Source organism: Telmatospirillum siberiense (assembly GCF_002845745.1).
In the GTDB taxonomy this organism is placed as follows: Bacteria; Pseudomonadota; Alphaproteobacteria; order Rhodospirillales; family Magnetospirillaceae; genus Telmatospirillum; species Telmatospirillum siberiense.
The window spans coordinates 1-22,920 of the sequence record NZ_PIUM01000017.1; the positions used below are offsets into that span (position 1 = coordinate 1).

Genomic DNA, 22,920 nt, shown 5'->3' on the forward strand with positions numbered 1-22,920 from the left:
GCGGCGGGCGGCGGCGTGTAGGGGGCCGGGGCCTTCTCCGCTTCGGCGAACTTGTAGGTGAAGCCGACCAGAATGCTGTGTGAGGAATAGTCGCCCTTCGACTTGCCGGTCCCGTAGGATGCGTCTTCCTTCAGCGAATTCTCGGCCGTGCGGAGGTAGCGATAATCGGCCTTCAGGTCCAGATGATCGTTCAGCGCGTAGGAAACGCCGGCGATGCCCTGATAGGCCGGGGCAAAGTGATCCTTGTCCGAGAAGGTCGTGCCATTGGCGCGGATCTTGTCGGCGCTGACGTCGACACCGCCAAGGCCGGCACCGATGAAGGGCGTGAAGGCGGTTCCCGTGGCGACGTCGTAGTAGACGTTGGCCATCACGGACGCCGCATCCAGGCTGCCGCTGCCGTTGGTGGCGAACGGTTGCTTCACTTTGTCGACGCCATTGGAGCGCCATCCCAGTTCGCCTTCGACACGGACGGGGCCAAAGCCGTATCCGAGCTGACCCAGGATGGCATAGCCCGGATCCTGCGATTCCTTCCAGATCTTCGAGCCATCCTTGAATTTGGTGGTGGGGACGAGAGAGATACCCGTCTCGGCGCCAGCATACCAGCCGTTGGTTTCGGCTTCGGCGGCGGAGGCAATGCCGGCAATCAGGCCGACAGAGAGAATGCCAGTAACGATACGCATGATGTCGTTTTCCTTGTTTTTGGAAAAATCATGTGAAAAGGATCTAAATAGAGATTTTGGTGAATCAATGGCGGAAATGTGGCGTTGCTACAGTGGGGACTTTTTCCGGTAGGACATGTTGCATTTTTGCAACAATTATTTCAGATTATTTCCTGTTACCGAGTGAAATCATATCGGATTTGGTTGTGGTCGCTTTTCCCGCCGCCGCCATCGGCGGAACGCCACCCGCATTAGGATATAGTCACGGAAAATCAGCCCACAATATGACGGCGTCAGGTTCCCCGCGGCTTTGCCCGCGCCGTCGGTTCCGCCAGCATGGGGTCGTCGGGCCAGTAATGCTTGGGGTACTGGCCTTTCAGGTCGGCTTTGACCTGCTTGTAGGCGTTGGCCCAGAAGCTGGCCAGATCCTGCGTCACCTGGACGGGGCGCCTGGCCGGGGATAGGAGATGCAGGGTCAGTTTGAGTCTGCCGCCGGCGATGGCGGGCGTGTCGGCGAGCCCGAACATTTCCTGGAGGCGGACCGCCAGAACCGGTTGTTCCGCCGATTGGTAGTCGATGGGAACGCGGGAGCCGGAGGGGACGGTGAGATGGGTGGGGGCGTGCTGGTCGAGGCGTTGGCGGGCCTCCCAACTCAGCATGGCGTCGATGGCCGCCGTCATGTCGAGACGGGCCAGATGGGATTTCCGGCTGATGCCGTCGAGCCAAGGGGCGAGCCATGTTTCCAAATTGGCCAGCAGGGCTTCGTCGGAGCAGTCTGGCCATTCCGGCCCCTCGATCCGGTGCAGAAAATTGAGCCGCGCCCGCAATGTCTGCGTGGCGGCTGTCCAGGGCAGACAGCCCGGGCCCATATCCCGGATGCCTTCGAGCATGGCGGTGGTGATGGCGCCCGGTTCGGGATCGGACAGACGGCTGTCGTCGAGCGCCAATTCGCCGAACAGGCGTTGGCGGCGGGCCGCGACGATCTGTTCGCGGGCGTCCCAATGAACCGTTTCCCGTGTGACGATCTGTTCGGCGAAATGGGTTTCTATTTCGCTTTTGGTCAAGGGCGCGGCCAGGAAGATCCGGGCGTCGCGGCGATTGCCATCCAGTTCGGCGATGGACAGCGCCTCGCTGGCGGCCAAGGGGTCCGGTTGGGGAAAGAAGGCGCCGCGCCCGTTCGACAGGCGATAATGCAACCCATCGCCGCCACGGCACAGCGCGATACGGTCGGGATAGGCGAAGGCCAGCAGAAGCCCGGTATCCTCGACGCTGGTTTCCGCCGCCGGAAGTCCCAACTGCTTGCGCAACTGCCGGGCCGCCTCGCGGCATCGCTGCAAGGTGCCGCGATCGGCGGGCAGGCCGCGCGGATCGCGCAGGGCTTCCACGCGGATCCGCAAATCGGCGTCCCGGGCGCTTTTCAGGATGTCGCGTTCGGAGAGCAGGGCGGCCAGGTCGCAGCCCAGCGCGCCACATCCCAGATCCTTGGCCTTGATGGCCATATGCGCGAGGCGCGGGTGCAGCGGCAGGCGGGCCATCTCCCTGCCATGCGGGGTAATGCGGCCATCCGCGTCGAGGGCGCCGAGGCGGTGAAGCAACTCGCGCGCCTGGGTCACGGCGGCGGCCGGCGGCGGATCCAGCCAGGAAAGGGTGGATGGGTCCCGGGTTCCCCAGCGGGTCAGTTCCAGGATCAGCGGCGCCAGATCGGCCTCGCCGATTTCGGGCGTTGAGAAAGCCGGCAGTGCACGATGCGAGGCCTCGGTCCACAGGCGGTAGCAGACGCCCGGGCCCAGACGGCCGGCACGGCCGCGCCGCTGTTCCGCCGATGCCTTGGAGACCGGGACGGTGACCAGGCGGGCCATGCCGCCGTTGGGATCGAAGCGAGGCACGCGCATCAGGCCGCCGTCGATCACCACGCTGATCCCCTCGATGGTCAGGCTGGTTTCGGCGATGGCGGTGGCCAGCACGACCCGCCGGCGGCCCGGTTGCGGCATCAGCGCGAGATCCTGGGCATCCTGCGGCAGGTCGCCGTAGAGGGGGGCGATCAGGATGTCGTCCCGCTCGTCGGCCAGTCGCGTCTGGACACGGCGGATTTCTCCCTGACCGGGCAGGAAGACCAGCAGGTCTCCCTCGGGTTCCTCGGCGAGGGCCCGTCGGATCAGGGCGGTGACGGCGTCTTCGAAACGGTGCTGGGTTTCCTTGTCCAGCCAGCGGACATCGACGGGGAAGGTTCTTCCCTCGCTGGTGACGATCGCGGCGTCGCCCATGAGACGGGCCAGAGGCGCGCCGTCCAGGGTCGCCGACATCGCCAGCAGGCGCAGGTCCGGGCGGAGGCCGGCCTGGGCTTCCAGGCAAAGGGCCAATCCCATGTCGGCGTTGAGGCTGCGTTCGTGGAATTCGTCGAAGATGACCGCGCCGATACCGTCGAGGCTGGGATCGTCCTGGATCATCCGGGTCAGGATACCTTCGGTGACCACCTCGATGCGGGTTTTCGGGCCGATGCGGCTGTCCTGGCGGATGCGGTAGCCGACGGTATCGCCCAGGGGTTCGCCCAGCAGCGCCGCCATTCGCCGCGCGGCGGCGCGGGCGGCCAGCCGGCGTGGTTCCAGCATGACGATCTTATGGCGTCCCAGCCAGGCGGCATCCAGCAGGGCGAGGGGCACCAGCGTGGTCTTGCCGGCGCCGGGCGGTGCTTGCAGAACCGCGTTCGGCCCGGTCGTCAAGGCCGCCAGCAGGGAAGGCAGAACGGTTTCGACGGGAAGGTTCAGGGTTCCCGGTAGGCGGCCCGGCAATGGGGGGGCTCCCAGACGATGATTTCCTGAAGCTTGGCCACGCCGCCGCTTCGCGCCGTCACCACCGGTTTCAGTCGGTTGAACCAGTGGCGGCTCAATTGTTCCGCGGTCGGATTGACGTCGAGCACATAGAGCTTCGTCTCCATGCGCGTCTCCGTGGTCAGATGATGTCCGTCCTGGCGCACGGCCTGGCGAATGGCGCGGATCCATTCGATGGCGTCGGCGGTTTCCGGACAAAACATGTCCAGCAATTCGAAATCCTCGACATGGGCGAGGAAGCCGTGATCGCAGGGCGCGTCGATTTCAGCGGCCATCGCCTCTTTGAGAAAACCGAAATCGAACACCATGTCGGATTGTTCGCCGACATCCTGCAGATGATCGGCAAGGCAGGTTGCCTCGATGGTGTAGCGATGTCCGTGCAGATGCCTGCATTTTGAGCCATGGGTCATGACCCGATGGCCGGCGTCGATGGAGATCTGCCGCGAGACGGTGAAGGATGTCATTTTTTTGTGCTCGTCCTTAGCGAAGGCCCACGATCTTGTGCGTTTGCAGGCCGAGGTGCCATTTCGGATGTTCCAGGCAGTAATGTGCCGCCGCCTGAATGTTGGCGGCTTGGTCGGGGCCGTCCATCGGTTGCAGGGTGAAGTGGGTGAAGGCCAGGCCGGAGAACCGTTCCGGCATGGCGCTCTCCTGCGGGTAGACCAGTTTCATTTCGTCTCCCGAGGTCAGGCGCAAGGGGGCGCCGGCCTTGGGGCTGACGCACAGCCAGTCGATCCCCGAAGGGCGATCTTGCGTGCCGTTTGTCTCGACGCCGATTTCGAAACCTCTGCCATGCAGGGCGTCGCACAGCGCGGCATCGAGTTGCAGCAGGGGCTCGCCTCCGGTGCAGACGACATATGGCCGGCCGGCCGTCTTGTTCGGCCATAAATCCGCGATGGCGTCGGCCAGGGTGGCGGCATCGGTGAAACGTCCGGCGTCGGCGCCGACGAAGTCGGTGTCGCAAAAGCGGCAGGTGGCCGTGGCGCGATCCTCTTCCCGTCCGGACCACAGATTGCAGCCGGAGAAACGGCAAAACACCGCCGGGCGACCGGCGTGCGCGCCTTCGCCCTGCAATGTGTAGAATATTTCTTTGACGGAGTAGGTCATGGCCGACTGCCTAAAGGCAAGGACCATGACGCGTCAACCGGATTATGAACAACTCCCCGTTCCATCTGCGTCGCGACCATCCGGGAAGGTGGGAAGATCGGCGGATGTCGTTGTCATGGGCTTGTCACTTGCGCAGTCGGCGGCCAGCCGGTACCCCCATGGCTGGGGACGCTTTTCTGTAAGGATCGCCGCACCGTGCGCATCGCCATCGTCACCGACGCCTGGCACCCGCAGCCCAATGGGGTCGTGCGGGTGCTGTCCAGCCTTCATGAGCGCCTGCTGGCCGTTCGCCATGATCTTCTGGTCATCGCTCCCGATTCCTTTCGGACCTTTCCCTGTCCGACCTATCCCGAGATACCGCTGGCCGTCGGCGCCCGGTCGGGTGTCGCGGAACGTCTCGAGGCTTTTCGGCCGCAGGCGGTGCATATCGCCACCGAGGGGCCGCTGGGCTGGGCGGCGCGGCGCTATTGCCTGCGCCGAGGCTGGCCCTTCACCACCGCCTATCATACGAAGTTTCCTCAATATCTGCATGCCCGGACCAGGCTGCCGCTGTCCTGGTTCTATGGCCTGATGCGCTTTTTCCATGGCCCCTCCTCGGCCGCCATGGTGCCGTCCCATTCGGTCTACGAGGAACTGTCCCAGCAAGGTTTCCGGAATTTGCGGCAATGGTCGCATGGCGTCGATACGAAGATCTTCCGCCCGCAGGGCAAGGGCGCCTTCGATTTTCCCCGGCCCATCTATCTTTATGTCGGGCGGGTCACCATCGACAAGAATCTGCCGGCCTTTCTCGATCTGGATCTGGATGGGACCAAGGTGGTGGTCGGGTCCGGACCGCAACGCGACGCCCTGATCCGCCGTTATCCGGATGCGAAATTCATCGTCGCCCACGGTGATGCGCAGCTTTCCAGCTATTTCTCGGCCGGCGACGTCTTCGTCTTTCCCAGCCGCACCGATACCTTCGGGCTGGTCATGCTGGAAGCCCTGGCTTCGGGCGTGCCGGTCGCCGCCTTTCCGGTGGCCGGTCCGCGCGATGTGTTGTCAAAAGTCGCCCCCGGCCATCCGGTGGGGTTCCTCGACGAGGATCTGGCCTCGGCGGCCAGACGCGCCTTGTCTTTGTCCCCGGCCGATTGCCGGGCCTATGCCGAGCGGTTTTCCTGGGATCACGCGGTCGAGCAGTTTTTGGGGTATTTGGCGCCGATCGCGTTGTCCGAGCATCGTTGACGCGAGGACGTTCGCCGCAAAGATGGAGCGGGATTTTTCATCATCTTCATCCGAACGGCCCCGACGTACCGGCCTTGGTTGACTCGTTCATATATCTAATATACCAGTAAATCGGCCAAAAACGCCGGGTGAGGACGGCTGGGAAAGTTCAGTCCCTCGGCCTCCCCTATCGGCGTGATATCTTGGCCGACCGCTTCACTCGAAGACCGGCCGGTGGCGCAAGGAACCGCCGCGATGCGGCTGCCGCCGCCGGCCACCGTCTTCGCAAATGACAGGATGCAACATGCACAATCCTTTCGATCTCACGGGAAAAGTCGCCATCGTCACCGGAGCCAGCACCGGTATCGGCCAGGGAATCGCCATTGCGCTGGCCAAGGCCGGTGCCGACGTCGTGGGCGTCGCCCGGACCAGCGTCGAGGAAACCAGCCGCGAGGTCGTCGCGGCTGGACGCAAGTTCTTGCCGATCCAAGCCGATCTCGCGTCCACCGCGCCGATCCAGGACATCATCGACCAGACAGTGGCCTGGGGTGGCCGGGCCGATATCCTGGTCAACAACGCCGGCATCATCCGGCGGGCGGACGCCATCGATTTTTCGGAAAAGGATTGGGATGACGTTCTCAACGTCAATCTCAAGTCCGTCTTCTTCCTGTCGCAATCGTTCGCGCGTCAGCTTTTGAAACAGAAGAGCGGCGGCAAGATCATCAACATCGCATCGATGCTGTCCTTCCAGGGCGGAATCCGTATTCCATCCTATACGGCGAGCAAAAGCGGCGTCGCCGGCCTGACCCGATTGCTGGCCTGCGAATGGGCGTCGAAGGACATCAACGTCAACGCCATCGCGCCGGGCTATTTCGTCACCAACAACACCCAGCAGTTGCGTGACGACCCGGATCGCAGCGCCGCCATCCTGGGGCGCATCCCCGCCGGGCGGTGGGGTTCGCCGGAGGATCTCGGGGGCGCCGCCGTCTTTCTGTCTTCGTCCGCGTCGGATTACGTTCACGGCGTCGTTCTGCCGGTCGACGGCGGCTGGCTGGTGCGCTGAGCCTTGCGCCTCAGTCCTTCCCCTCGTCCCAACTCTTCTCCCGCGAGGGGAGAAGAGTTTCGAGCCCTACCTAACCCAGGAAATCCTCGCGGATCGGATTGAAGCTGTCGACGAGGCGGGCCGACGCCGACAAAAGCTGAATCGAATGAGGAACGTCGGGCGGAATGGCATAGAGGTCGCCCGCTGTCATGCGGACCGATTGCCGGCCTTCGCACAGGAACAGAATGTCGCCGGACGCGACATAGGTGGTCTGTTCATGGGGATGGCTATGCAGGGGGTCGGGTTCGGCCCAGGGGCCGTTGCCGAAATCGATGACCACGCTCATCAGATTTTTGGTGTGGATGATCCGTCTTTCGCAGCGGTCGCGGAAAACCTCTCCCGGAGTGGACGGACGTAAGAGGACCGAGACCTCTTTGGTACCGTCGATGACGTGGGACTGCTGCTGAGTGCTCATGCGAAACCTCGTGAATGATGAAGGTGGAACCTTATACCAACTCTCGGTGATCGGAACCGCTCACCGAGCCCTCAATCGCCGGGCGGGATACATCCGTATCCCTTGGCTTCGCGCCAACGATGGCGCGGGCCCTCAATGGGCCAGACCAAGTCTCGATGAGCCATCCTCATCGAGACTTGGTATTAGCTCGACGTCTGCGGTTGTCCGGAAAACGGCGGATAGTCGGCCATTTTACGATATTCGTTGAGAGCGCCTTCCAGGTGGGCGCGGGCGGCATCCCTGGCGCCGTCGGGATCCTGGCTCTCGATGGCCGCGTGGATTTGCCGATGCTGCTTTTGAATTTGGCTGAAATAATCGAGCCAGACGACCGGATCCTTGAGCGCCGGATTGATTTCCCGGCCGGGCCGCAAGGTGCTGCGCAGGAAGCGGATGAAACGCTCGAAATAAGGATTTCCCGTCGCCGCGGCGACGGACAAGTGGAATTCGTAATCTCCCTGGCCGACGCTGGTGCCTGTTCGCAGGTCGTCGTCGATCCGCACAAGGCAGTTGCCCATGCGTTCCAGAGTCCGCGCGGTTCTGTTCTCGGCGGCGATACCGGCCGCTTCGACCTCCACCGCCAGGCGAAGCTGCATCAGATAAAGCATCTGCGGAATCGAATGCATTTCATCCGGCGTAATGCGGAAAGGCGGCCCGAAGGGGTTTTCCGCGACAAAGGCGCCGGAGCCCTGCCGCGTCACGATCAGTCCCTCGGCCTTCAGCGACGCCAGCGCTTCACGAATGACGGTCCGGCTGACGGCGAAGCGGGCGATCAGTTCCTGTTCCGTGGGAAGCCGGTCCTTTGGTTGATAGATCCCTGCCCGGATGTCGGCGCTCAGCATTTCGACGACCTGGCTCGGTCGGGAGGCGGTCGGAACGAGCGGTGCGAGGAGATGAGGATATTTGGCCATGACCGTCTCTTGGAGCGGGACCAAGGACAAGTCAGGGGCTTGCCTCGTCTCCAGCCATAAATGTTATCGTACAACCATACCAAAGATGCCGATCCTTTGTCGCTAGTAAAGCGATGTCGGGCACCGGGAAGAGGGCTTGGCGAAGCCTGAGGGAAAAAAAGTCACCCCAGGGAGAGCGGATCGTTGCGCATGCATTGATCTTTGTCTGGAGAGAGGCGCAATATCGGGCCACTCCTAGCCTTTTCACAGACTGAATGGTGTATCTTGATAAAGCGTTTGAGTGCTTCCGTCCTGGTTATCTGCCTTGCCACCTTTGGCGTGGCGGAAGCCAGGACGACGGCCTGCTTCACGCCAGATGAAGCCAGGGCCGCACATCTTCGGATCATGCAGCAGGAATTCAATGTCGCGGCCTTGAATTGCCGTACCGTCGATCCGACCGACCCCACCTTTTCCGGCCGCTATAACGACTTCGTCGGCAAGTTCGGTGGCAAGCTGCAAGAGAATGCCGTCGCTCTGCGTCAGCATTTCAGCCGCGCCGGCGGCAACTTCGACGTTTGGATGACCATGGTCGCCAACGATGCCGGGCAACGCGTCATCACCGACGCCAGCTATTGCCAGCAGGCCTGGGACAACCTCGACAAGGTCCTGGCCATGGAGACGCAAGACGTCGAGGGATTTGCCGTAACGGCGGGAGTTTCCCACGCCAATGTACCGGCCTGCGCCCAGGCCTCGCCAAAGGTCCAAAAGGCGAAGGCGCCGAAGAGCAAGGCCAAGGCAAAGGACAAATCCGCCAGCAGCGGGTCTGCCGCCGTCGCCAAGGCGGAGTGACTATTTCCGTTTGACGCGGGCGGTCGCGGATCGCGTCGTTTCATACCGGCGGACAGGTCAAATCAACGGTTCGCCGGTTTCGAGCCGCTATGAAAAAAGCCGCAGCAGGTTTCCCTGCTGCGGCTTTTTCGCGTTCCGGGTCGAGCCCGGGACCTGGCCGTCCCTTACGGGAGGACGATCTGGACGCGGCGGTTCTGCGGCTCGCGGACGCCGTCCTTGGTCGGGACGAGCTGCTCGCTCTTGCCCTTGCCCACCACCGAGATCTCGTTGGCGGGGATGCCCTGCTTGACCAGGACAGCCTTGACGGCGCTGGCGCGACGGAGCGACAGGGCCTGGTTGTACTTGTCGGAGCCGACGGAGTCGGTGTGGCCGGTCAGAGCGATGCTGGTGGACTTGGCCGACTTCGCGGTCGTGGCGGCCTGGGCGATGATCTTGTTCGCTTCAGGCGTGATGTCGGACTTGTTGAAGTCGAAGAACACCAGATAGTTCTTGGCGATCGGCGCGGCCTGAACGGCCTTCGGAGCCGGAGCGGGGGCCGGAGCGGCAACCGGAGCGGGGGTCGGAGCGGCGACCGGCTTCGACGTCTCGCCAAACTTGTAGGTGAAGCCCACCAGGACGCTGTGCGCCTGATACTGCCCCTTGAGCTTGGTGTTGTCGCCAGCGAAGGCGTCTTCCTTCAGCGAGGTCGTCGTGGTCCGCAGGTAGCGATAGTCCGCCTTCAGGGACAGGTTGTTGTTCAGCGCGTAGGAGGCGCCGGCAATGCCCTGGTAACCGAAGACGAAGGAATCTTTGTTGCTGATGCCGGTCGTCGAGGTGCGCAGCTTGTCGGCGCTGACGTCAACGCCACCAACACCGGCACCGATGTAGGGGGTGATGGGGCTGGCGTTGTGCACGTCGTAATAGACGTTGGCGAACACCGAGGCGAGGTCGAGATTGCCCTTGGCCTTGTTCGAGGTGCCATCAGCCTTCAGCTTGTCGGCGCCGTTGGAACGCCAGCCGAGTTCACCCTCGGCGCGCAGCGGCCCGAACGCATAGCCCGCCTGACCCAGAATGGCATAGCCGGGATCGGTGGCGAGCTTTTCCGGATTCCTGGAGCCGTTGTTGGCCTTCAGCTTCAGCTGAGGGGCGATGTTGAGGCCCGTCTCCGCGCCGACATACCAGCCATCGGCATCGGCTTGAGCCGCAGCAGCGAAACCGGCCACCAAGCCGGCAGACAGAATGCCTGCAATGATACGCATAATTTTAGGCTTTCCTTTGTTGGGAAACGCAATGAGAGAATGGCGCTGTTTTAAACCAATGTATTGGTTAACTCAACGAAGAGGTGTCTTCCGGAAGATGAAGAAGCGGCCATTTTGAAACAGTGTTGCAATATTACAACAATTTCTGACCGCAGACGATGGTGTGTAGAGGTTCGCCTTCAAGTGTCGCAAGTCCCTCAGGGGGGTGAAATAGGCGACCAAATTGTGGCAAAAATATGGCGTGGCCACAGCCTCGTGATATTTATACCACGTTAACTTGTCGGTGGCGCGTCCCCGGTTGTGGTTTCCTTGGCGCGCAGCTCCGCCGCCTGGTTCTTCAATTTCCGGAAAGCCCGCGCACTGACGGGAATGCTGGCACCGTAGAATATGCCGACCAGAGTGATGGTGGTCCAGGGCTCGGTCACCAGGAATGCGGCCAGAATGCCGACCAGCAGCAGCATCGGCAGCACATATTCATGGGGCACGCGGAAGCGCTTGCCGGAATAGGTCGGGATCTTGCTCACCATCAGGAAGGAAACGGTGATCAGCACCACGGCATTGACCGACGGGCTGGCGAAGAAGCTTTCTCCATCCGATTGGAAGCTGATGACCATCGGCAGAAGGACGAGGCCGGCGGCGGCCGGGGCGGGAACCCCGGTGAAGAAGTTGTAGGCCCATGGCGGCAGATCTGGTTCGCCCAACATGGTGTTGAAGCGCGCCAGCCGCAGCGCGCAGCAGACGGAAAACAGCAGGACCAGCGCCCAGCCCAGGCCGCCAGCGCCTTGCATGGTCCAGAAATAAAGCAGCATTGACGGCGCCACGCCGAAGCTCACGAAGTCGGAGAGCGAATCGAGTTCCGCGCCGAATTTGCTGGTGCCGTGGAGCAGCCGGGCGATGCGCCCGTCCAGGCCGTCGAGCAGGCCGGCCAGCAGAATGGCGATGACCGCCTGGTCCCATTTGCCATGCAGGCCGAAGCGGATCGACGTCAGGCCGGCGCACAGGGCCAGCATGGTCAGGATGTTGGGAATCAGTTTATTGAAGGACAAGCCGTTGATGCGCGGCGGGCGGCGATGCGAAAACTTCACCGGGTTTCTCCCTGACGTTCGGGCTCGGTGCCGACGAGGTCAGCCAGCACCGTTTCTCCGGCAATCGCCGTTTGGCCGACGACGACCAGCGGCGCGACGCCGTCCGGCAGGTAGACGTCGAGGCGGCTGCCGAAACGGATCAGTCCGAAGCGTTCGCCGGTTCTGATTTCCTGGCCCTCAACGAGGTCGCAACGGATCCGTCTGGCGACGAGGCCGGCGATCTGCACGAAGGCGATGTCCCTGCCGTCGGCCAAGCCCAGGTGGACGGCCATCCGCTCATTGAAGACACTGGCTTTGTCGAGGGCGGCGTTGAAGAATTTTCCGGGTGAATAGACCCGCTTCACGACCCGGCCTCCGATCGGCGCGCGATTCACATGAACATTGAAGACATTCATGAAGATCGAGACGCGCGTCATCGGCGCATCGCCCATGGCCAACTCCAGCGGAGGAGGGGCGGGGACGATCATCTGGACGACGCCGTCGGCCGGGCTGATGACCAGGCCCTCGCGGGTCGGCGTGACGCGGGAAGGATTGCGGAAGAAATAGGCGCACCACAGAGTCAGCAGAACACCCAGCCAGCCCAGCGGCGTCCACAGCCAGAACAGCAAGAGGCTTCCTGCCGCGAAGAGGGGGATGAACCGCCATCCTTCGGGATGAATGGGGACTGCCAAGGTCGAGAGAACCGAACTTTCCTGCATCTGCACGCTGCTATCTCCTTGCGGAAAGCGTCATATTAACGGTTTGCGACGCGCTGGGTAATACCAAGTCTCGATCAGACCTGTTCATGGGAGCCTGGTATGCGCCGGCAGTCGCGTGATGTTTTTCCTGATCGTCAAGCCGTGCTACTCTCCGCGCCTCTGGAGAAGGTGACAAACGGCACGAAGGCGGCAGATGCAACATTCGTCCAATCTTATCCTTGGTGAACTGAAGCTCCCCTTTGACGAGGGGGGGGACGCCGAACTGATCGAACGCCGGGATTTCAAATTTCGTTTCGCTTACCGCGAGATTCCCTTTTTCGCTCATTTTCGCGCCGACGCATCCAGGATCGAAGTTTCCGGCGATGTCGGCCCGATGCCCTTCAGCGCCGAATCCTCTTTGGCGCGGATCGAGCTGCAGACGGTTCTTGATGCCGCCAACGCCCATCTTGGCGAAACGTTCCTCATTCGTGAAGGACGCATCGGTCTGGTGGGGGGGGCATCGGTATCCCTGCCTGTCACCGCGGTCGGACTGATCACCGCCCTTACCCTTCTCCTGATCAAGTTGCGCCCCTATCTGGAGACGATCGAGGTGTTTCTGCTGCCTCCGGGCGAAGCCCGGGCTTCGGGAGAAACAGCCCTGCGTCCAGGTTGGCGTGGGATTGGCGTCAAGCGTCATGCGCAACGCTAGGAAGGTGCCTTCTCGTTTCAGCGCGCCGTCGCCGGAATATTGAAGACCTGGCCGGGGTAGATGCGATTGGGATCGCCGATCTGGCCCTTGTTGGCCTCATAAATGATCATATAGTCGTAGCCGCTGCCGTAAGCCCGGCGGGCGATCCGCCAGAGGCTGTTGCCGTGTTCGACCGTCAGCTTTCCTTCGGACGGAATATTGCCGCTGGGGGAAAACGATACCTCGGCGCGCGCCGTCACTTTGCCGTCCGCGCCCAACTGGTCGATCCGCAGCGTATGTTCTCCCGAACGCAATTCCGCTTTCGCCGAAAATTGCCAATGCCCTTGGGCATCAGCCTGGGTCCGTCCCAGGGAGCGATCGTCGAGATAGACCTGCAGCGTCGTTTTCGGCGTGGCCTTGCCGGTCAAGGCAAGGCGTCCGCGCTCGTCGTATTTGATGCCGGCGACGGCCACGGTCGCTCCACCGTCCTTGGCTTCGGGACCCTGCAGAATCTCGATCGTGCCGTCCGGGTTGACCTTGACGGCCAGGGAGGCGTCCTTGTTTTTCGTGCGGTCCGGGACGACCAGAACCACCGGGCTGTCCGTCTCATGGACGCTTCCGTCGGGATTGGTGGCGCGCAGCGAGAGTTCCCGGCTGCCGGGGGGTAGGGGCTGGTCGGGAACGAAAACCCACTCGCCGCGGCTATCCGCGGTCACCCGCCCGATTTCCTTGCCGCCATCGAGGATCGCGACCTCGGCTTTCGGCGTGGCGCGGCCGGCGATAACGGTCTCGCCTTGCGGATTGATCCGGACGATGTCGAAGCTGGGCGTTCCCGAGGCCTGGGCAGGGACATCCCGCGCCGGCGCGTTGGCGGCGGTATTTGCCGGAGGTGTGGGTGCCAGTCCGTCACCCAGACCGGACCACAGACTCATGGCGATGGCAACGACAATGACAACGAAGCCCGCGAGGGCGATGATGACGGGCCGGGACAAGGCGCCTCGCTCGCTATGAAGGGGCGGTTGCGGCGTACCCTAATACGGCGGTGTCGGATAAGCAACCCGGCTCCCATCGAAAAGCTTTCCCTTGGATCCCATGAAAGTGTCAACATCGGGCGGTTCGGGCCGATGTTATAACCCGAGGGGCTTCGCCGCGAGTGGGCCGACTTATCCAGACGCTTGGTGCCCAAGCGTCTGGATAAGTCGGCCCACCAACGAATTGAATTGTGGTGAAAATCTGATGGATGGTGGTGGCGCCATCCGTCAGATTTTCACCACGGGGGCACGATCGCCTGGATATTTGCGTAATGTTTGGAGAATCTGAATGACCAAGGAGCCATCGTCTCAATTGAACGCCCTGTGCGTGTTCTGCGGATCTTCCCTGGGCGCCGAGCCCGCTTACCGCAGAGCCGCCGAGCAGTTGGGGCGACATTTGGCCGAGGCGGGGGTGACGTTGGTCTTCGGTGGCGGCCATGTCGGGTTGATGGGGGTCGTCGCCACGGCGGTATTGGAAGGCGGCGGGCGGGTTATCGGCATCATCCCGGATCATCTGGTGAAGGTGGAGTCTCCCTTCCGTGATATTTCCGAACTGATCGTCGTCGACAGCATGCACACGCGCAAACGCAAGATGTTCGACCTTGCCGATGCCTTCTGTGTCTTGCCCGGTGGTCTCGGGACGCTGGACGAGACTTTCGAAATTCTGACCTGGAAGCAGCTCCACCTGCACAACAAGCCGGTCATCCTCGCCAATGTCGACGGTTATTGGGACGCCTGGATGAATTTGTTCCGGGTCTCGGTGGACAAGGGATTCGTTCAACCCACGGCCGAGAAGCTGTTTTCCGTCGTCGATACGGTCGACGACGTCCTGCCCACCGCCCGGCGGGAGATCGGCGTCGGCTGGAGCGCCGAGACCAAACTGTTTTAGCGGGTCTTCGCTGATGTATCCGTAAGCCCCAGGGCCGTTCGCTTATGGCTTTCGGACGTGTGGCTTCCGGTCGTGGACGCGAGACCACCGGTGACAGTCGGAGCAATGCGCGGTAAGGTTCGCCGTCCGTCGCTTGAGCCATTTCTCCCGGCCGTTCATGTTTGGGGCGCACCCCAGCGGACATGAGGTATCGGTCCTTCTCAAGAGCAGGAAACCAGCGATGACGAAAATCAAAGTCGTCAATCCGATCGTCGAACTCGACGGCGACGAGATGACGCGAATCATTTGGAAATTCATCAAGGACAAGCTGATCCTTCCCTACCTCGACGTCGATTTGAAATATTTCGATCTCGGAGTTGAACATCGTGATCAGACCGACGATCGGGTGACCGTCGACGCCGCCAACGCCATCAAGCAATACGGCGTCGGCGTCAAATGCGCGACGATCACTCCCGACGAGGCCCGTGTCGCCGAGTTCAAGCTGAAGAAGATGTGGAAGTCGCCGAACGGCACCATCCGCAATATCCTGGATGGCACCGTTTTCCGCGAGCCGATCATCTGCCGGAACGTGCCGCGGCTGGTGCCGGGGTGGACCAAGCCCATCGTCATCGGCCGCCATGCCTTCGGCGATCAATACCGGGCCACCGACTTCAGGGTGCCGGGCGCCGGCAAGCTGACGATCAAATTCGTGCCGGCCGACGGCGGGGCGCCCATCGAGCATGAGGTGTTCGACTTTCCGTCCTCGGGCGTCGCCATGGGAATGTACAACCTCGACGAATCGATCCGCGGGTTCGCCCGGGCCTGCTTCAACTACGGCAAAGACAAGCGGTGGCCGGTCTATCTCTCGACCAAGAACACCATCCTCAAGGCCTATGACGGCCGTTTCAAGGATCTCTTCCAGGAGGTCTTCGATCAGGAATTCAAGGCCGATTTCGGCCAGCTCGGCATTACCTATGAACATCGCCTGATCGACGACATGGTGGCATCGGCCTTGAAGTGGTCCGGCGAGTTCGTCTGGGCCTGCAAGAACTACGACGGCGACGTCCAGTCCGATACGGTGGCCCAGGGGTTCGGGTCGCTGGGATTGATGACCTCGGTTCTGCTGTCGCCCGACGGACGGACCGTGGAGGCCGAGGCCGCGCACGGAACGGTGACCCGGCATTACCGCGAGCATCAGAAGGGCAAGGAGACGTCGACCAACCCGATCGCCTCGATCTTCGCCTGGACGCGCGGCCTTATCTATCGTGCCAAGTTCGACGGCACTCCGGATGTGGCTCGGTTCGCCGAAACGCTCGAAAGGGTCTGTGTTGAAACGGTCGAGGCCGGTTTCATGACCAAGGATCTGGCCATTCTCATCGGTCCGGATCAGCCTTGGTTGACGACGGGCAAGTTCCTGGACAAGCTGGACGAGAATCTGAAAAAGGCGACGGCCGCCGCCTGACGGCCCCCGTCATACCCGCGCTACAGCGGAAAAAGGTCTTCTCCCTCGCTCCTTGCGGGCTACGGCATTCACACATCTTTTTTTTGGTGGAGAAAAATCTGTCGTTTGCGAGCCAAAGACGAAGCAATCATTCAGTGGCACCGGCGTCCCTGCCGGTGTTCCGGCGGGAGCCGGAAAGGGTCCGCCTTCGGCGGATCACCGGCACGGAGGCCGGTGCCACTGTTTTATCCAAGGCTGGCAATGCACTGATAAAACTACGAAATTTGAGATATGTGAACCCGATAGCCCCTTGCGGGAGAGGGAGGGGGCCGCGATAGCGGGAGGGTGAGGGGATAAGTCGCCAAGCTTCAGGATTTTCCTCCGCCTGTCGGCGGAATCCCCCTCATCCCAACCCTTCTCCCACGAGGGGAGAAGGATTTATGCCCCTCTTGCGACTCAGTCCGCCAACTAATTGAGTTCCTTATATTTTCCAGAGCGATGATGGAAGCGACGCGCGATTACATGTATGGCAAAATTCACCGGTGCACGGTGACCGATGCCGAACTTCATTACGTCGGATCGATCACAGTCGATCCGGTGCTGCTTAAAGCCGCAGGCATCCTGCCGCATACCCGTGTCGACGTGGTCAATATCGCCAACGGGGCCAGGCTTTCCACCTATGTCATCGAAGGCCCGCCGGACAGCGGCGTGATCTGTCTGAACGGGGCCGCGGCCCATCATTTCTCGAAGGGCGACCTGGCGATCATCATGGCCTATGAGCAGGTCCCCGTCAGTCAGATACCGGGGCGGACCTCGCGGGCCGTCCATGTGGATGGACAAAACCGCATTCTTTCGGTTGACTCCCATGTGACGCCGCGCCTGGAGGATTTGGGGTTGCCCGAAAATAACCGTTACGCCCAGGTTTTCATCTGACGGAAGGCCGCCGGGGAGAGATGCCATGCGTCGGTTGCCATTGTCGTTGCTTACCGTCTTGGCACTGTTTGGCCGGATCGCCGATGTCCGGGCCGACGAGACATTGGTGCGTCTGCCCACGCGAACCGAGGTCACCCAGGGCTTCCTGTTGGAAATTCCGGCGCAACCGAAAGCCGCCGTCTTGTTATTTGCCGGTGCCGCCGGATATCTCGGGCTGGACTCGGCCGATGGTCGTCCCCGACTGGCCAACGGCAACAACTTCCTGGTTCGCTCGCGCCATCTCTTCGCCCAGGCGGGGTTGATCGTCGCCACCTTGGACGCCCCTTCCGACGAGGAGGGGGGCATGGATGCGGCCTTTCGTCTGAGTCCCGAACATGCCGAGGACGTCGCGGCGGTGGTCGCCTATTTGAAAAAGCAGGCGCCCGTGCCGGTTTGGCTGGTCGGAACCAGTCAAGGCACGCTGTCGGCGACCCGGACCGGCGCGCGACTGGGCCATGAGGTCGACGGCGTGGTGCTGACCTCGTCCATCAGCCGCCCGGGAGGCCGCCAATCCTACCATGGCGCGGTCGCGCCGCAGGGCGTTCTGACGCTGGGCCTGGAGGATCTCTCCGTTCCGGTGCTGGTCGTGGCCCATGGCCAGGACGCCTGCGCGGTAACGCCCCCCGACGACGCGCCCCGCCTCCTTGAACGCCTGGAGCATTCACCGCGTAAGGCGCTGAGGATTCTGCAAGGGGGCGATCCGCCGCGATCCGGCCCCTGCGACGCATTGTCGGCGCATGGCTACCTGGGCATCGAACCCGAGGCGGTCCAGGTCATCACCGACTTTATCCTGGGACGCTGAGGCACGCCCGAAACCTTTAATAATGCGGCGGCGGCTTGTCGTCCTGCGGCGATCTGTCCGCCCCCAGTTCGACGTCCTTCAGGCGATCTTGCAGGCGGCGTATTCGCGCGGTCAGCAGATCGATGGCGCGCTGCTGGTCGGTCAGCACGTCGGACATCTCGTCGGCCATCCTCTCATGATGGGCAAGCCTGCTTTCCAGGGCGATGAGACGGTCTTCGAGGGCGGAATCCATGAGCGGCGGGTGTCCTGATTTTGATGGAAAGCGCGGAAGTCTGCCCCCAAAGCGCCGGCGAAGGCAAGAGAAGGCATGGCACGGCAGCGGTTGACCTGCTGATTTCCCTTTGATTCAATGATATTTTCCCCTTGAAAGGGTGGCTTCCCGGTGACGACGCAGGTCAATGTCTTCCAGACTCCCGCCGATGTGGCGGTGGTGGTGCAGACCGTGCTGCGGCCCAGTTTGCTGCAAGCCGTCCGTTCGGTCTTCGCCCAGGATTTTGATGGACGGATCCATCTGCTGATCGGCGTCGACGTCCAGCGGGGCGAGGGGGCTCTCCTCGACCGGCTGGCCGGGGAATGTCCGTCCCATGTGATGATGACCATCCTGGACCCCGGCTATTCCACGTCGCGCCGGCATGGCGGGGGCTATCCCAACTATTACGGCGGAAGTCTCAGGACCGTTCTCAGCTATCTGGCCAACAGCCCGCTGGTTGCCTATCTGGACGACAACGACTGGTACGGCGGCAATCATCTTTCCCTGTTGTCATCGGCCATCAAAGGCAAGGATTGGGCCTGGTCCGGGCGCTGGCTGGTTCATCCGGAGACGCTTCTGCCCATTTGCCGCGATGAATGGGATTCGGTGGGCGGCCGTCCGGGGATCAACGACCGGTACGGTGGTTTCGTCCAGCCGAGCGGCCTGATGATGGACCGGGAGGCCTGCCATTTCGTCATGCCGTTCTGGTCGCTCGCCGCCTTTCCCGACGGTTCCGGTGAGGATCGCCTGATCTTCAACGAGCTGAACAGGAATTTGGCGGGCGGGGCGACGAACCAGCATAGCTGCTTCTGTACCTTGTCCGACCATGCTTTGCACGGGGAGCATCATCAGCGGGAATTTGCCAGGCGTGGTTTGGGCTGGGTTACCGACGCGGCGCAGATCGAGCGGATCTCGGTCCTGACGGAGAAAGCCCGGGCGGCGGCCGGGGCGGGGGATTGGGCCGCCGTCAAAAGCGCGGCGGCGTCGGTCTTGAAGATCCATCCCCATCATCCCGAGGCGCATTTTCTGATGGGACGGCAGAGCCGGGCCCTCGGGCGCAAGGATGAAGCCGTCAAATCCTTCACCACGGCCATCGCGATCGACGATTCCCGTCCCGAATGGCTCGATGCCCTGGCCGATCTTTTCGAGAGTTGCCACAAGCGGAAAAGCGCGGAGAAGTTGCGGGAAACGCGGCGGCGGCGTTTCCCATCCCATCCTGGTCGGCCGCCTGGGGATCGGGCAGGGTCATGATGCGGATCCGGTTTGCGGACGTGGCGTCGGGGTGATCGCGGCGTCGGGGACGGGGCCTGTCCCCCTGAGCTGGACGAAACGTTGCAGCAGATCGAACCAGAATGGAGCGCCGAACAGCAGGGAGATGGCCGTCATCAGCAGGCCGAAAACGGTATCGAAGGGCTTGTATCGCAAGGTATCGAAAATGTCTTTGGGCCAGCCGAAGGGAAAATTCGTATTGAGGAGATCGTGCAGGGCTTGGGGCGCAGGAGTGCCAGGCGTGACCATGTGGATCTGCTCAACCAACGTCGGTTGGAGCCAGAAGGCGCGTGTGATGTCGAAGGTGTTGGCGTTGAGGGCTGCCGTAATCGCCAGGCCGATCAGGAACGACACCAGTTGGATTTGCCGCTTGTAGTCGCCGCTCAGCCGGTCCATCGCCGCATCGAACCAAGTGGCGAGATGGGCGTGAAAACTTTCGAGGTCACCTCCTGTTCGTTCATAGAAGCCTTGGAGCAGGCTTCGCAACTGCGCATCAGGGATACCGGCGATGGCCGCCTTCAGGGTGAGATTGACCGTCGGATTGGTGGGCGGCCTCTGGATGACGTCGATCAGGGCCGCCGCGAACTGCGGCGCGGGAATATAGGACGGGCGCAGTGCATAACTGGTGGCCGTCGTGACATCGGTACCGGAGCCGCGCGGGTTGATTGCCGCGTGATTCAGGATATCGCGCGCCAGTCCCGTCAGGTTGGGATCGTTGAGAAGGGTCTTCAATCCCGCAAGCAGGGTGTTGGCCCGCCATTTGAAAATCGAGGCGATGGCTTCGGTGATGGCGCTGACGACCAGACTCAGCGTCGCGTAGGTCAGGGCCAGGCCGATGAAGACATTGACGATGTCGCCGAGAAGCATGGGGGCCTCCGTTCAACTGGCCCAGGCGATCAGCGGCTGACGGATGGAACCAGCCGGCCCGCCCGTCCGGTCCGAAGAGATCGATCCGCCCCACTTACCCCGGGCGCCCTCAATTTGTCGGCCACTCAGGCCCAAATTCCGGGTGGTTTCCCCGGATAGGAGGCATTGGAATCGGAGGACTTGTCCATAGGCCGGACGTCACAGGCGGAGTAAGGGGGGATGGGGCGGGGTTAGCCTATCCGAAAGATGTGCCTAACCGACCACCTTGTAGACCACGACGTCGCGGCTGGTCCGGTCCTCCAGCTCCAGGCTGCAGGCGATGGTGTATGCCGCCACCTTCATCAGCCCGGTGCGCGGCAGGTAACTTCGGCCGGGGTCGGCCATCAGAATGTCGCATCCGGCCGTCGCGCAACGGCGCATCCAGGCGAACACTTTTTCGGCCATGGGCCGCTCATAGCAGACATCGCCGGCCAGCACGACGTCCCATGGGCAATCGGGCCGCTCCAGAACGTCGTCGAGCAGAACCTCGACAGTGACGGCGTTGGCCGTGGCGTTGAGGCCGATGGCCTCGGCGGCGACGGCGTCGATTTCGGCGGCATGGGCGCTGCTCGCCCCGGCCATGACGGCGGCGATCGCCGTCATGCCGCAACCCGCGGCGAAGTCGAGAACGCGCTTTCCCCGGACCAGGTCGGGGGTGTCGAGCACATAGCGGGACAGCGCCTGTCCGCCGACCCAGGGGAAGGCCCAGTAAGGCGGCGGCAGGTTGTTGCCGTGCAGGAAGTCCTCGGTGGCCTGCCACAAAGGCGTGATTTCGGTGGCCAGATGCAGCCTGATTTCGGGACAGGCGGGCGGGCTCGCGAGTTCGGTATGGGCGCGAATGAAGGCCGGGCGGTCGGTCGTCACATTATTTTTCCGGTGACGATGGCGAGCATCATCAGCCAGCCGAAGACCCTGTTCGACTTGAATTTGTCGAGGCAATCCTGGGTATTGTCGATGTCGAGCGCGCGGATCTGCCAGAACAGTTGCCCGCCGGCCACGGCCAGCAGCGGATAGAACGGCCAGGAAAGGCCGGCCGCCCATCCCGTCGCGGCGAACAACGCCAGGGCCAGGCTGTAGAAGCCGACCAGCCAGGCGGGAGTGGCGGCCCCCAGGCGAAGCGCGGTGGACCGTATGCCGATCAAGGCGTCGTCCTGCTTGTCCTGATGGGCGTAGATGGTGTCGTAGCCCAGCGTCCAGAAAATACCACCGGCGTAAAGCAGAACGGGGGACCAATGCTCGCCGCCGCCGGCCGCCGCCCAGCCGAGCAGCGCGCCCCAGTTGAAGGTCAGCCCCAGCCACGCCTGCGGCCAGTAGGTGATGCGTTTCATGAAGGGATAGGTGAATACCAGCGCCAGGGAGGCGGCGCCCAGGATCACCGAGGTCCGGTTGAATTGCAGCAGGATGATCAGGCCGACGGCCAATTGCAGGGCGAGGAAGGCCGAGGCTTGCAAGGGGTTGACGGCGCCCGAGGGAATGGGGCGCGCGGCGGTACGCGCGACGCGGCCGTCGAAATCGCGGTCGACGATGTCGTTGAAGGTGCATCCGGCTCCGCGCATGACGACGGCGCCGATGCCGAACAGGACCAGCAGTCTGAGATCGGGCCAGGTGTCGGCCCCCAGGGCGATGCTCCACCATCCGGGCAGCAGCAGCAGCCAGGTGCCGATCGGCCGGTCGAGCCGCATCAGACGCAGGTAGGGGCGCAACGTCAGGGGCGAAAGGCGATCGATCCAATCGCCGACCGGAATGTCTCCGAGCACTGTAGAGCTTGTCTTCATGACGCTATACATTAGGGGCCCTTACGCAGACTGCAAAGGCCGGAATGGACATATCCCCCAAACTTCGCCTGTTCGTCGAGGGCCCCCTGGCCGAAGGGGAAAACCTCGATCTCGATCAGAAGCAGATCCACTACTTGTTGCATGTCATGCGGCTTCAGGCAGGAGGCGAGGTCGCCCTGTTCAACGGCCGCGACGGCGAATGGCTGGCGCGCGCCGGCGAGGTTTCGAAACGCGCTCTGGTGATGACCGTCGAACGCCGGTTGCGACCGCAGGCTGCGGAGCCCGATCTTTGGCTGGTGTTTGCCCCGGTCAAACGCGCGCGTATCGATTTCATCGTCGAGAAGGCGACGGAATTGGGGGTTTCCGTCCTGGCGCCGGTGTTTACCCGCCATACGGCGATGACCCGGGTCAATGAGGAACGCTTGCGCGCCATCGCCACGGAAGCCGCCGAACAGTGCGAAAGACTGAGCGTGCCGGAGGTGCGGCCCTCGGCGTCGCTCGATTCCGTGCTCGCCGCCTGGCCCGAAGGGCGGCGATTGATCCTGTTGGACGAGGGGGGCGGCGGAGCGCCCATCGCCAGTGCCCTGGCCGGCGGGAGTATTGGGCCGGCGGCGGTCCTGGTCGGACCGGAAGGCGGCTTCGCCAAATCCGAGCTTGACGCTTTGCGCGCGCTATCGTTTGCTACGCCCGTCGGCTTGGGTCCGCGGATTTTGCGGGCCGACACCGCCGTGATCGCTGCCCTTTCCTGTTTCCAGGCCCTTTGCGGCGATTGGCGAGCGCCATCCACCGTTTGTTCCACTCCCCCCCAAACTCTCTCAAAGGGATAAGCCAG

General features: G+C 62.6%; 24 protein-coding genes. 10 read left to right on the plus strand and 14 right to left on the minus strand.

What is annotated here, in order from left to right; all coding sequences use genetic code 11:
* The 4 genes from CWS72_RS14590 to queE all read right to left on the minus strand — a co-directional run.
* On the minus strand, nt 1-680 hold a 680-nt coding region (locus CWS72_RS14590), incomplete at its 3' end, for an outer membrane protein (protein WP_146002760.1).
* A 272-nt stretch (nt 681-952) separates the two neighbouring features.
* Nucleotides 953-3,448, minus strand: a complete 2,496-nt coding sequence (gene hrpB / locus CWS72_RS14595; protein ID WP_241911734.1) for an ATP-dependent helicase HrpB — start codon at nt 3,446-3,448, stop codon at nt 953-955.
* Nucleotides 3,421-3,951, minus strand: a complete 531-nt coding sequence (locus tag CWS72_RS14600) for a 6-carboxytetrahydropterin synthase (protein ID WP_101251360.1) — start codon at nt 3,949-3,951, stop codon at nt 3,421-3,423. Before CWS72_RS14600 ends, hrpB begins: the two co-directional genes overlap by 28 nt.
* Before the next feature lie 16 nt (nt 3,952-3,967).
* The gene (gene queE, locus CWS72_RS14605) at nt 3,968-4,594 is read right to left on the minus strand and encodes a 7-carboxy-7-deazaguanine synthase (protein ID WP_101251361.1); all 627 of its coding nucleotides are present in this window, start codon (nt 4,592-4,594) and stop codon (nt 3,968-3,970) included.
* Between the two features lie 195 nt (nt 4,595-4,789).
* Between queE and CWS72_RS14610 the strand changes: the two genes are divergently transcribed.
* Both CWS72_RS14610 and kduD read left to right on the plus strand, forming a co-directional pair.
* On the plus strand, nt 4,790-5,815 hold the full coding sequence (locus CWS72_RS14610; protein ID WP_101251362.1) for a glycosyltransferase family 4 protein: 1,026 nt from the start codon (nt 4,790-4,792) through the stop codon (nt 5,813-5,815).
* A 283-nt stretch (nt 5,816-6,098) separates the two neighbouring features.
* Nucleotides 6,099-6,857: a 2-dehydro-3-deoxy-D-gluconate 5-dehydrogenase KduD gene (gene kduD, locus CWS72_RS14615; protein WP_101251363.1), complete on the plus strand. Its 759-nt coding sequence runs from the start codon at nt 6,099-6,101 to the stop codon at nt 6,855-6,857.
* A 70-nt stretch (nt 6,858-6,927) separates the two neighbouring features.
* Here kduD and CWS72_RS14620 read toward each other — a convergent pair whose 3' ends face one another.
* Entirely contained in the window at nt 6,928-7,311 is a 384-nt protein-coding gene (locus CWS72_RS14620) for a cupin domain-containing protein (RefSeq protein ID WP_101251364.1), read from the minus strand.
* Nucleotides 7,312-7,493: 182 nt separating this feature from the next.
* Nucleotides 7,494-8,258 (minus strand): FadR/GntR family transcriptional regulator, encoded by a 765-nt coding sequence (locus CWS72_RS14625; protein WP_146002761.1) that lies wholly within the window; start codon nt 8,256-8,258, stop codon nt 7,494-7,496.
* Nucleotides 8,259-8,534: 276 nt separating this feature from the next.
* Between CWS72_RS14625 and CWS72_RS14630 the strand changes: the two genes are divergently transcribed.
* Nucleotides 8,535-9,086: a hypothetical protein gene (locus tag CWS72_RS14630; RefSeq protein ID WP_101251366.1), complete on the plus strand. Its 552-nt coding sequence runs from the start codon at nt 8,535-8,537 to the stop codon at nt 9,084-9,086.
* A gap of 164 nt (nt 9,087-9,250) precedes the next feature.
* On the opposite strand, the gene CWS72_RS14635 is transcribed toward CWS72_RS14630, so the two are convergent.
* The 3 genes from CWS72_RS14635 to CWS72_RS14645 all read right to left on the minus strand — a co-directional run bounded on the left by CWS72_RS14635 (nt 9,251) and on the right by CWS72_RS14645 (nt 12,107).
* The gene (locus CWS72_RS14635; protein ID WP_101251367.1) at nt 9,251-10,324 is read right to left on the minus strand and encodes an OmpA family protein; all 1,074 of its coding nucleotides are present in this window, start codon (nt 10,322-10,324) and stop codon (nt 9,251-9,253) included.
* 272 nt (nt 10,325-10,596) lie between these two features.
* Nucleotides 10,597-11,409 carry a CDP-diacylglycerol--serine O-phosphatidyltransferase gene (pssA, locus tag CWS72_RS14640; protein ID WP_101251368.1) on the minus strand — a complete coding sequence of 271 codons (813 nt, stop codon included), beginning with the start codon at nt 11,407-11,409 and terminating at the stop codon, nt 10,597-10,599.
* Complete coding sequence (locus CWS72_RS14645; protein ID WP_101251369.1) at nt 11,406-12,107, minus strand: phosphatidylserine decarboxylase; 702 nt, start codon at nt 12,105-12,107, stop codon at nt 11,406-11,408. Before CWS72_RS14645 ends, pssA begins: the two co-directional genes overlap by 4 nt.
* 193 nt (nt 12,108-12,300) lie before the next feature.
* Here CWS72_RS14645 and CWS72_RS14650 point away from each other — a divergent pair, with 193 nt between their 5' ends.
* The gene (locus CWS72_RS14650; RefSeq protein ID WP_101251370.1) at nt 12,301-12,795 is read left to right on the plus strand and encodes a hypothetical protein; all 495 of its coding nucleotides are present in this window, start codon (nt 12,301-12,303) and stop codon (nt 12,793-12,795) included.
* Between the two features lie 17 nt (nt 12,796-12,812).
* Here the strand turns inward: CWS72_RS14650 and CWS72_RS14655 are convergent, their stop codons facing one another.
* The gene (locus tag CWS72_RS14655; protein WP_101251371.1) at nt 12,813-13,766 is read right to left on the minus strand and encodes a LysM peptidoglycan-binding domain-containing protein; all 954 of its coding nucleotides are present in this window, start codon (nt 13,764-13,766) and stop codon (nt 12,813-12,815) included.
* A gap of 328 nt (nt 13,767-14,094) precedes the next feature.
* Here CWS72_RS14655 and CWS72_RS14660 point away from each other — a divergent pair, with 328 nt between their 5' ends.
* From CWS72_RS14660 to CWS72_RS14675, 4 genes are all read left to right on the plus strand, one after another.
* Entirely contained in the window at nt 14,095-14,694 is a 600-nt protein-coding gene (locus CWS72_RS14660) for an LOG family protein (RefSeq protein WP_101251372.1), read from the plus strand.
* 220 nt (nt 14,695-14,914) lie between these two features.
* Nucleotides 14,915-16,135 (plus strand): NADP-dependent isocitrate dehydrogenase, encoded by a 1,221-nt coding sequence (locus CWS72_RS14665; protein ID WP_101251373.1) that lies wholly within the window; start codon nt 14,915-14,917, stop codon nt 16,133-16,135.
* Nucleotides 16,136-16,612: 477 nt separating this feature from the next.
* The gene (gene panD / locus CWS72_RS14670) at nt 16,613-17,047 is read left to right on the plus strand and encodes an aspartate 1-decarboxylase (protein WP_101251374.1); all 435 of its coding nucleotides are present in this window, start codon (nt 16,613-16,615) and stop codon (nt 17,045-17,047) included.
* A gap of 25 nt (nt 17,048-17,072) precedes the next feature.
* Nucleotides 17,073-17,888: an alpha/beta hydrolase gene (locus CWS72_RS14675; protein WP_101251375.1), complete on the plus strand. Its 816-nt coding sequence runs from the start codon at nt 17,073-17,075 to the stop codon at nt 17,886-17,888.
* A 16-nt stretch (nt 17,889-17,904) separates the two neighbouring features.
* On the opposite strand, the gene CWS72_RS14680 is transcribed toward CWS72_RS14675, so the two are convergent.
* Nucleotides 17,905-18,120, minus strand: a complete 216-nt coding sequence (locus tag CWS72_RS14680; RefSeq protein ID WP_101251376.1) for a SlyX family protein — start codon at nt 18,118-18,120, stop codon at nt 17,905-17,907.
* Between the two features lie 150 nt (nt 18,121-18,270).
* Between CWS72_RS14680 and CWS72_RS14685 the strand changes: the two genes are divergently transcribed.
* Nucleotides 18,271-19,389 carry a tetratricopeptide repeat protein gene (locus CWS72_RS14685; RefSeq protein WP_101251377.1) on the plus strand — a complete coding sequence of 373 codons (1,119 nt, stop codon included), beginning with the start codon at nt 18,271-18,273 and terminating at the stop codon, nt 19,387-19,389.
* Here CWS72_RS14685 and CWS72_RS14690 read toward each other — a convergent pair.
* The 3 genes from CWS72_RS14690 to ubiA all read right to left on the minus strand — a co-directional run bounded on the left by CWS72_RS14690 (nt 19,384) and on the right by ubiA (nt 22,088).
* Nucleotides 19,384-20,274, minus strand: coding sequence for a hypothetical protein (locus tag CWS72_RS14690; protein WP_101251378.1), 891 nt, complete (start codon nt 20,272-20,274; stop codon nt 19,384-19,386). The two genes, CWS72_RS14685 and CWS72_RS14690, sit on opposite strands and share 6 nt — an antisense overlap.
* A gap of 252 nt (nt 20,275-20,526) precedes the next feature.
* On the minus strand, nt 20,527-21,177 hold the full coding sequence (locus CWS72_RS14695; protein ID WP_101251379.1) for a class I SAM-dependent methyltransferase: 651 nt from the start codon (nt 21,175-21,177) through the stop codon (nt 20,527-20,529).
* A complete protein-coding gene (gene ubiA, locus CWS72_RS14700) occupies nt 21,174-22,088 on the minus strand; it encodes a 4-hydroxybenzoate octaprenyltransferase (protein WP_101251448.1) in 915 nt (304 codons plus the stop codon). Before ubiA ends, CWS72_RS14695 begins: the two co-directional genes overlap by 4 nt.
* 44 nt (nt 22,089-22,132) lie before the next feature.
* Between ubiA and CWS72_RS14705 the strand changes: the two genes are divergently transcribed.
* Nucleotides 22,133-22,915, plus strand: coding sequence for a 16S rRNA (uracil(1498)-N(3))-methyltransferase (locus CWS72_RS14705; RefSeq protein ID WP_101251380.1), 783 nt, complete (start codon nt 22,133-22,135; stop codon nt 22,913-22,915).
* Nucleotides 22,916-22,920: the final 5 nt, after the last annotated feature.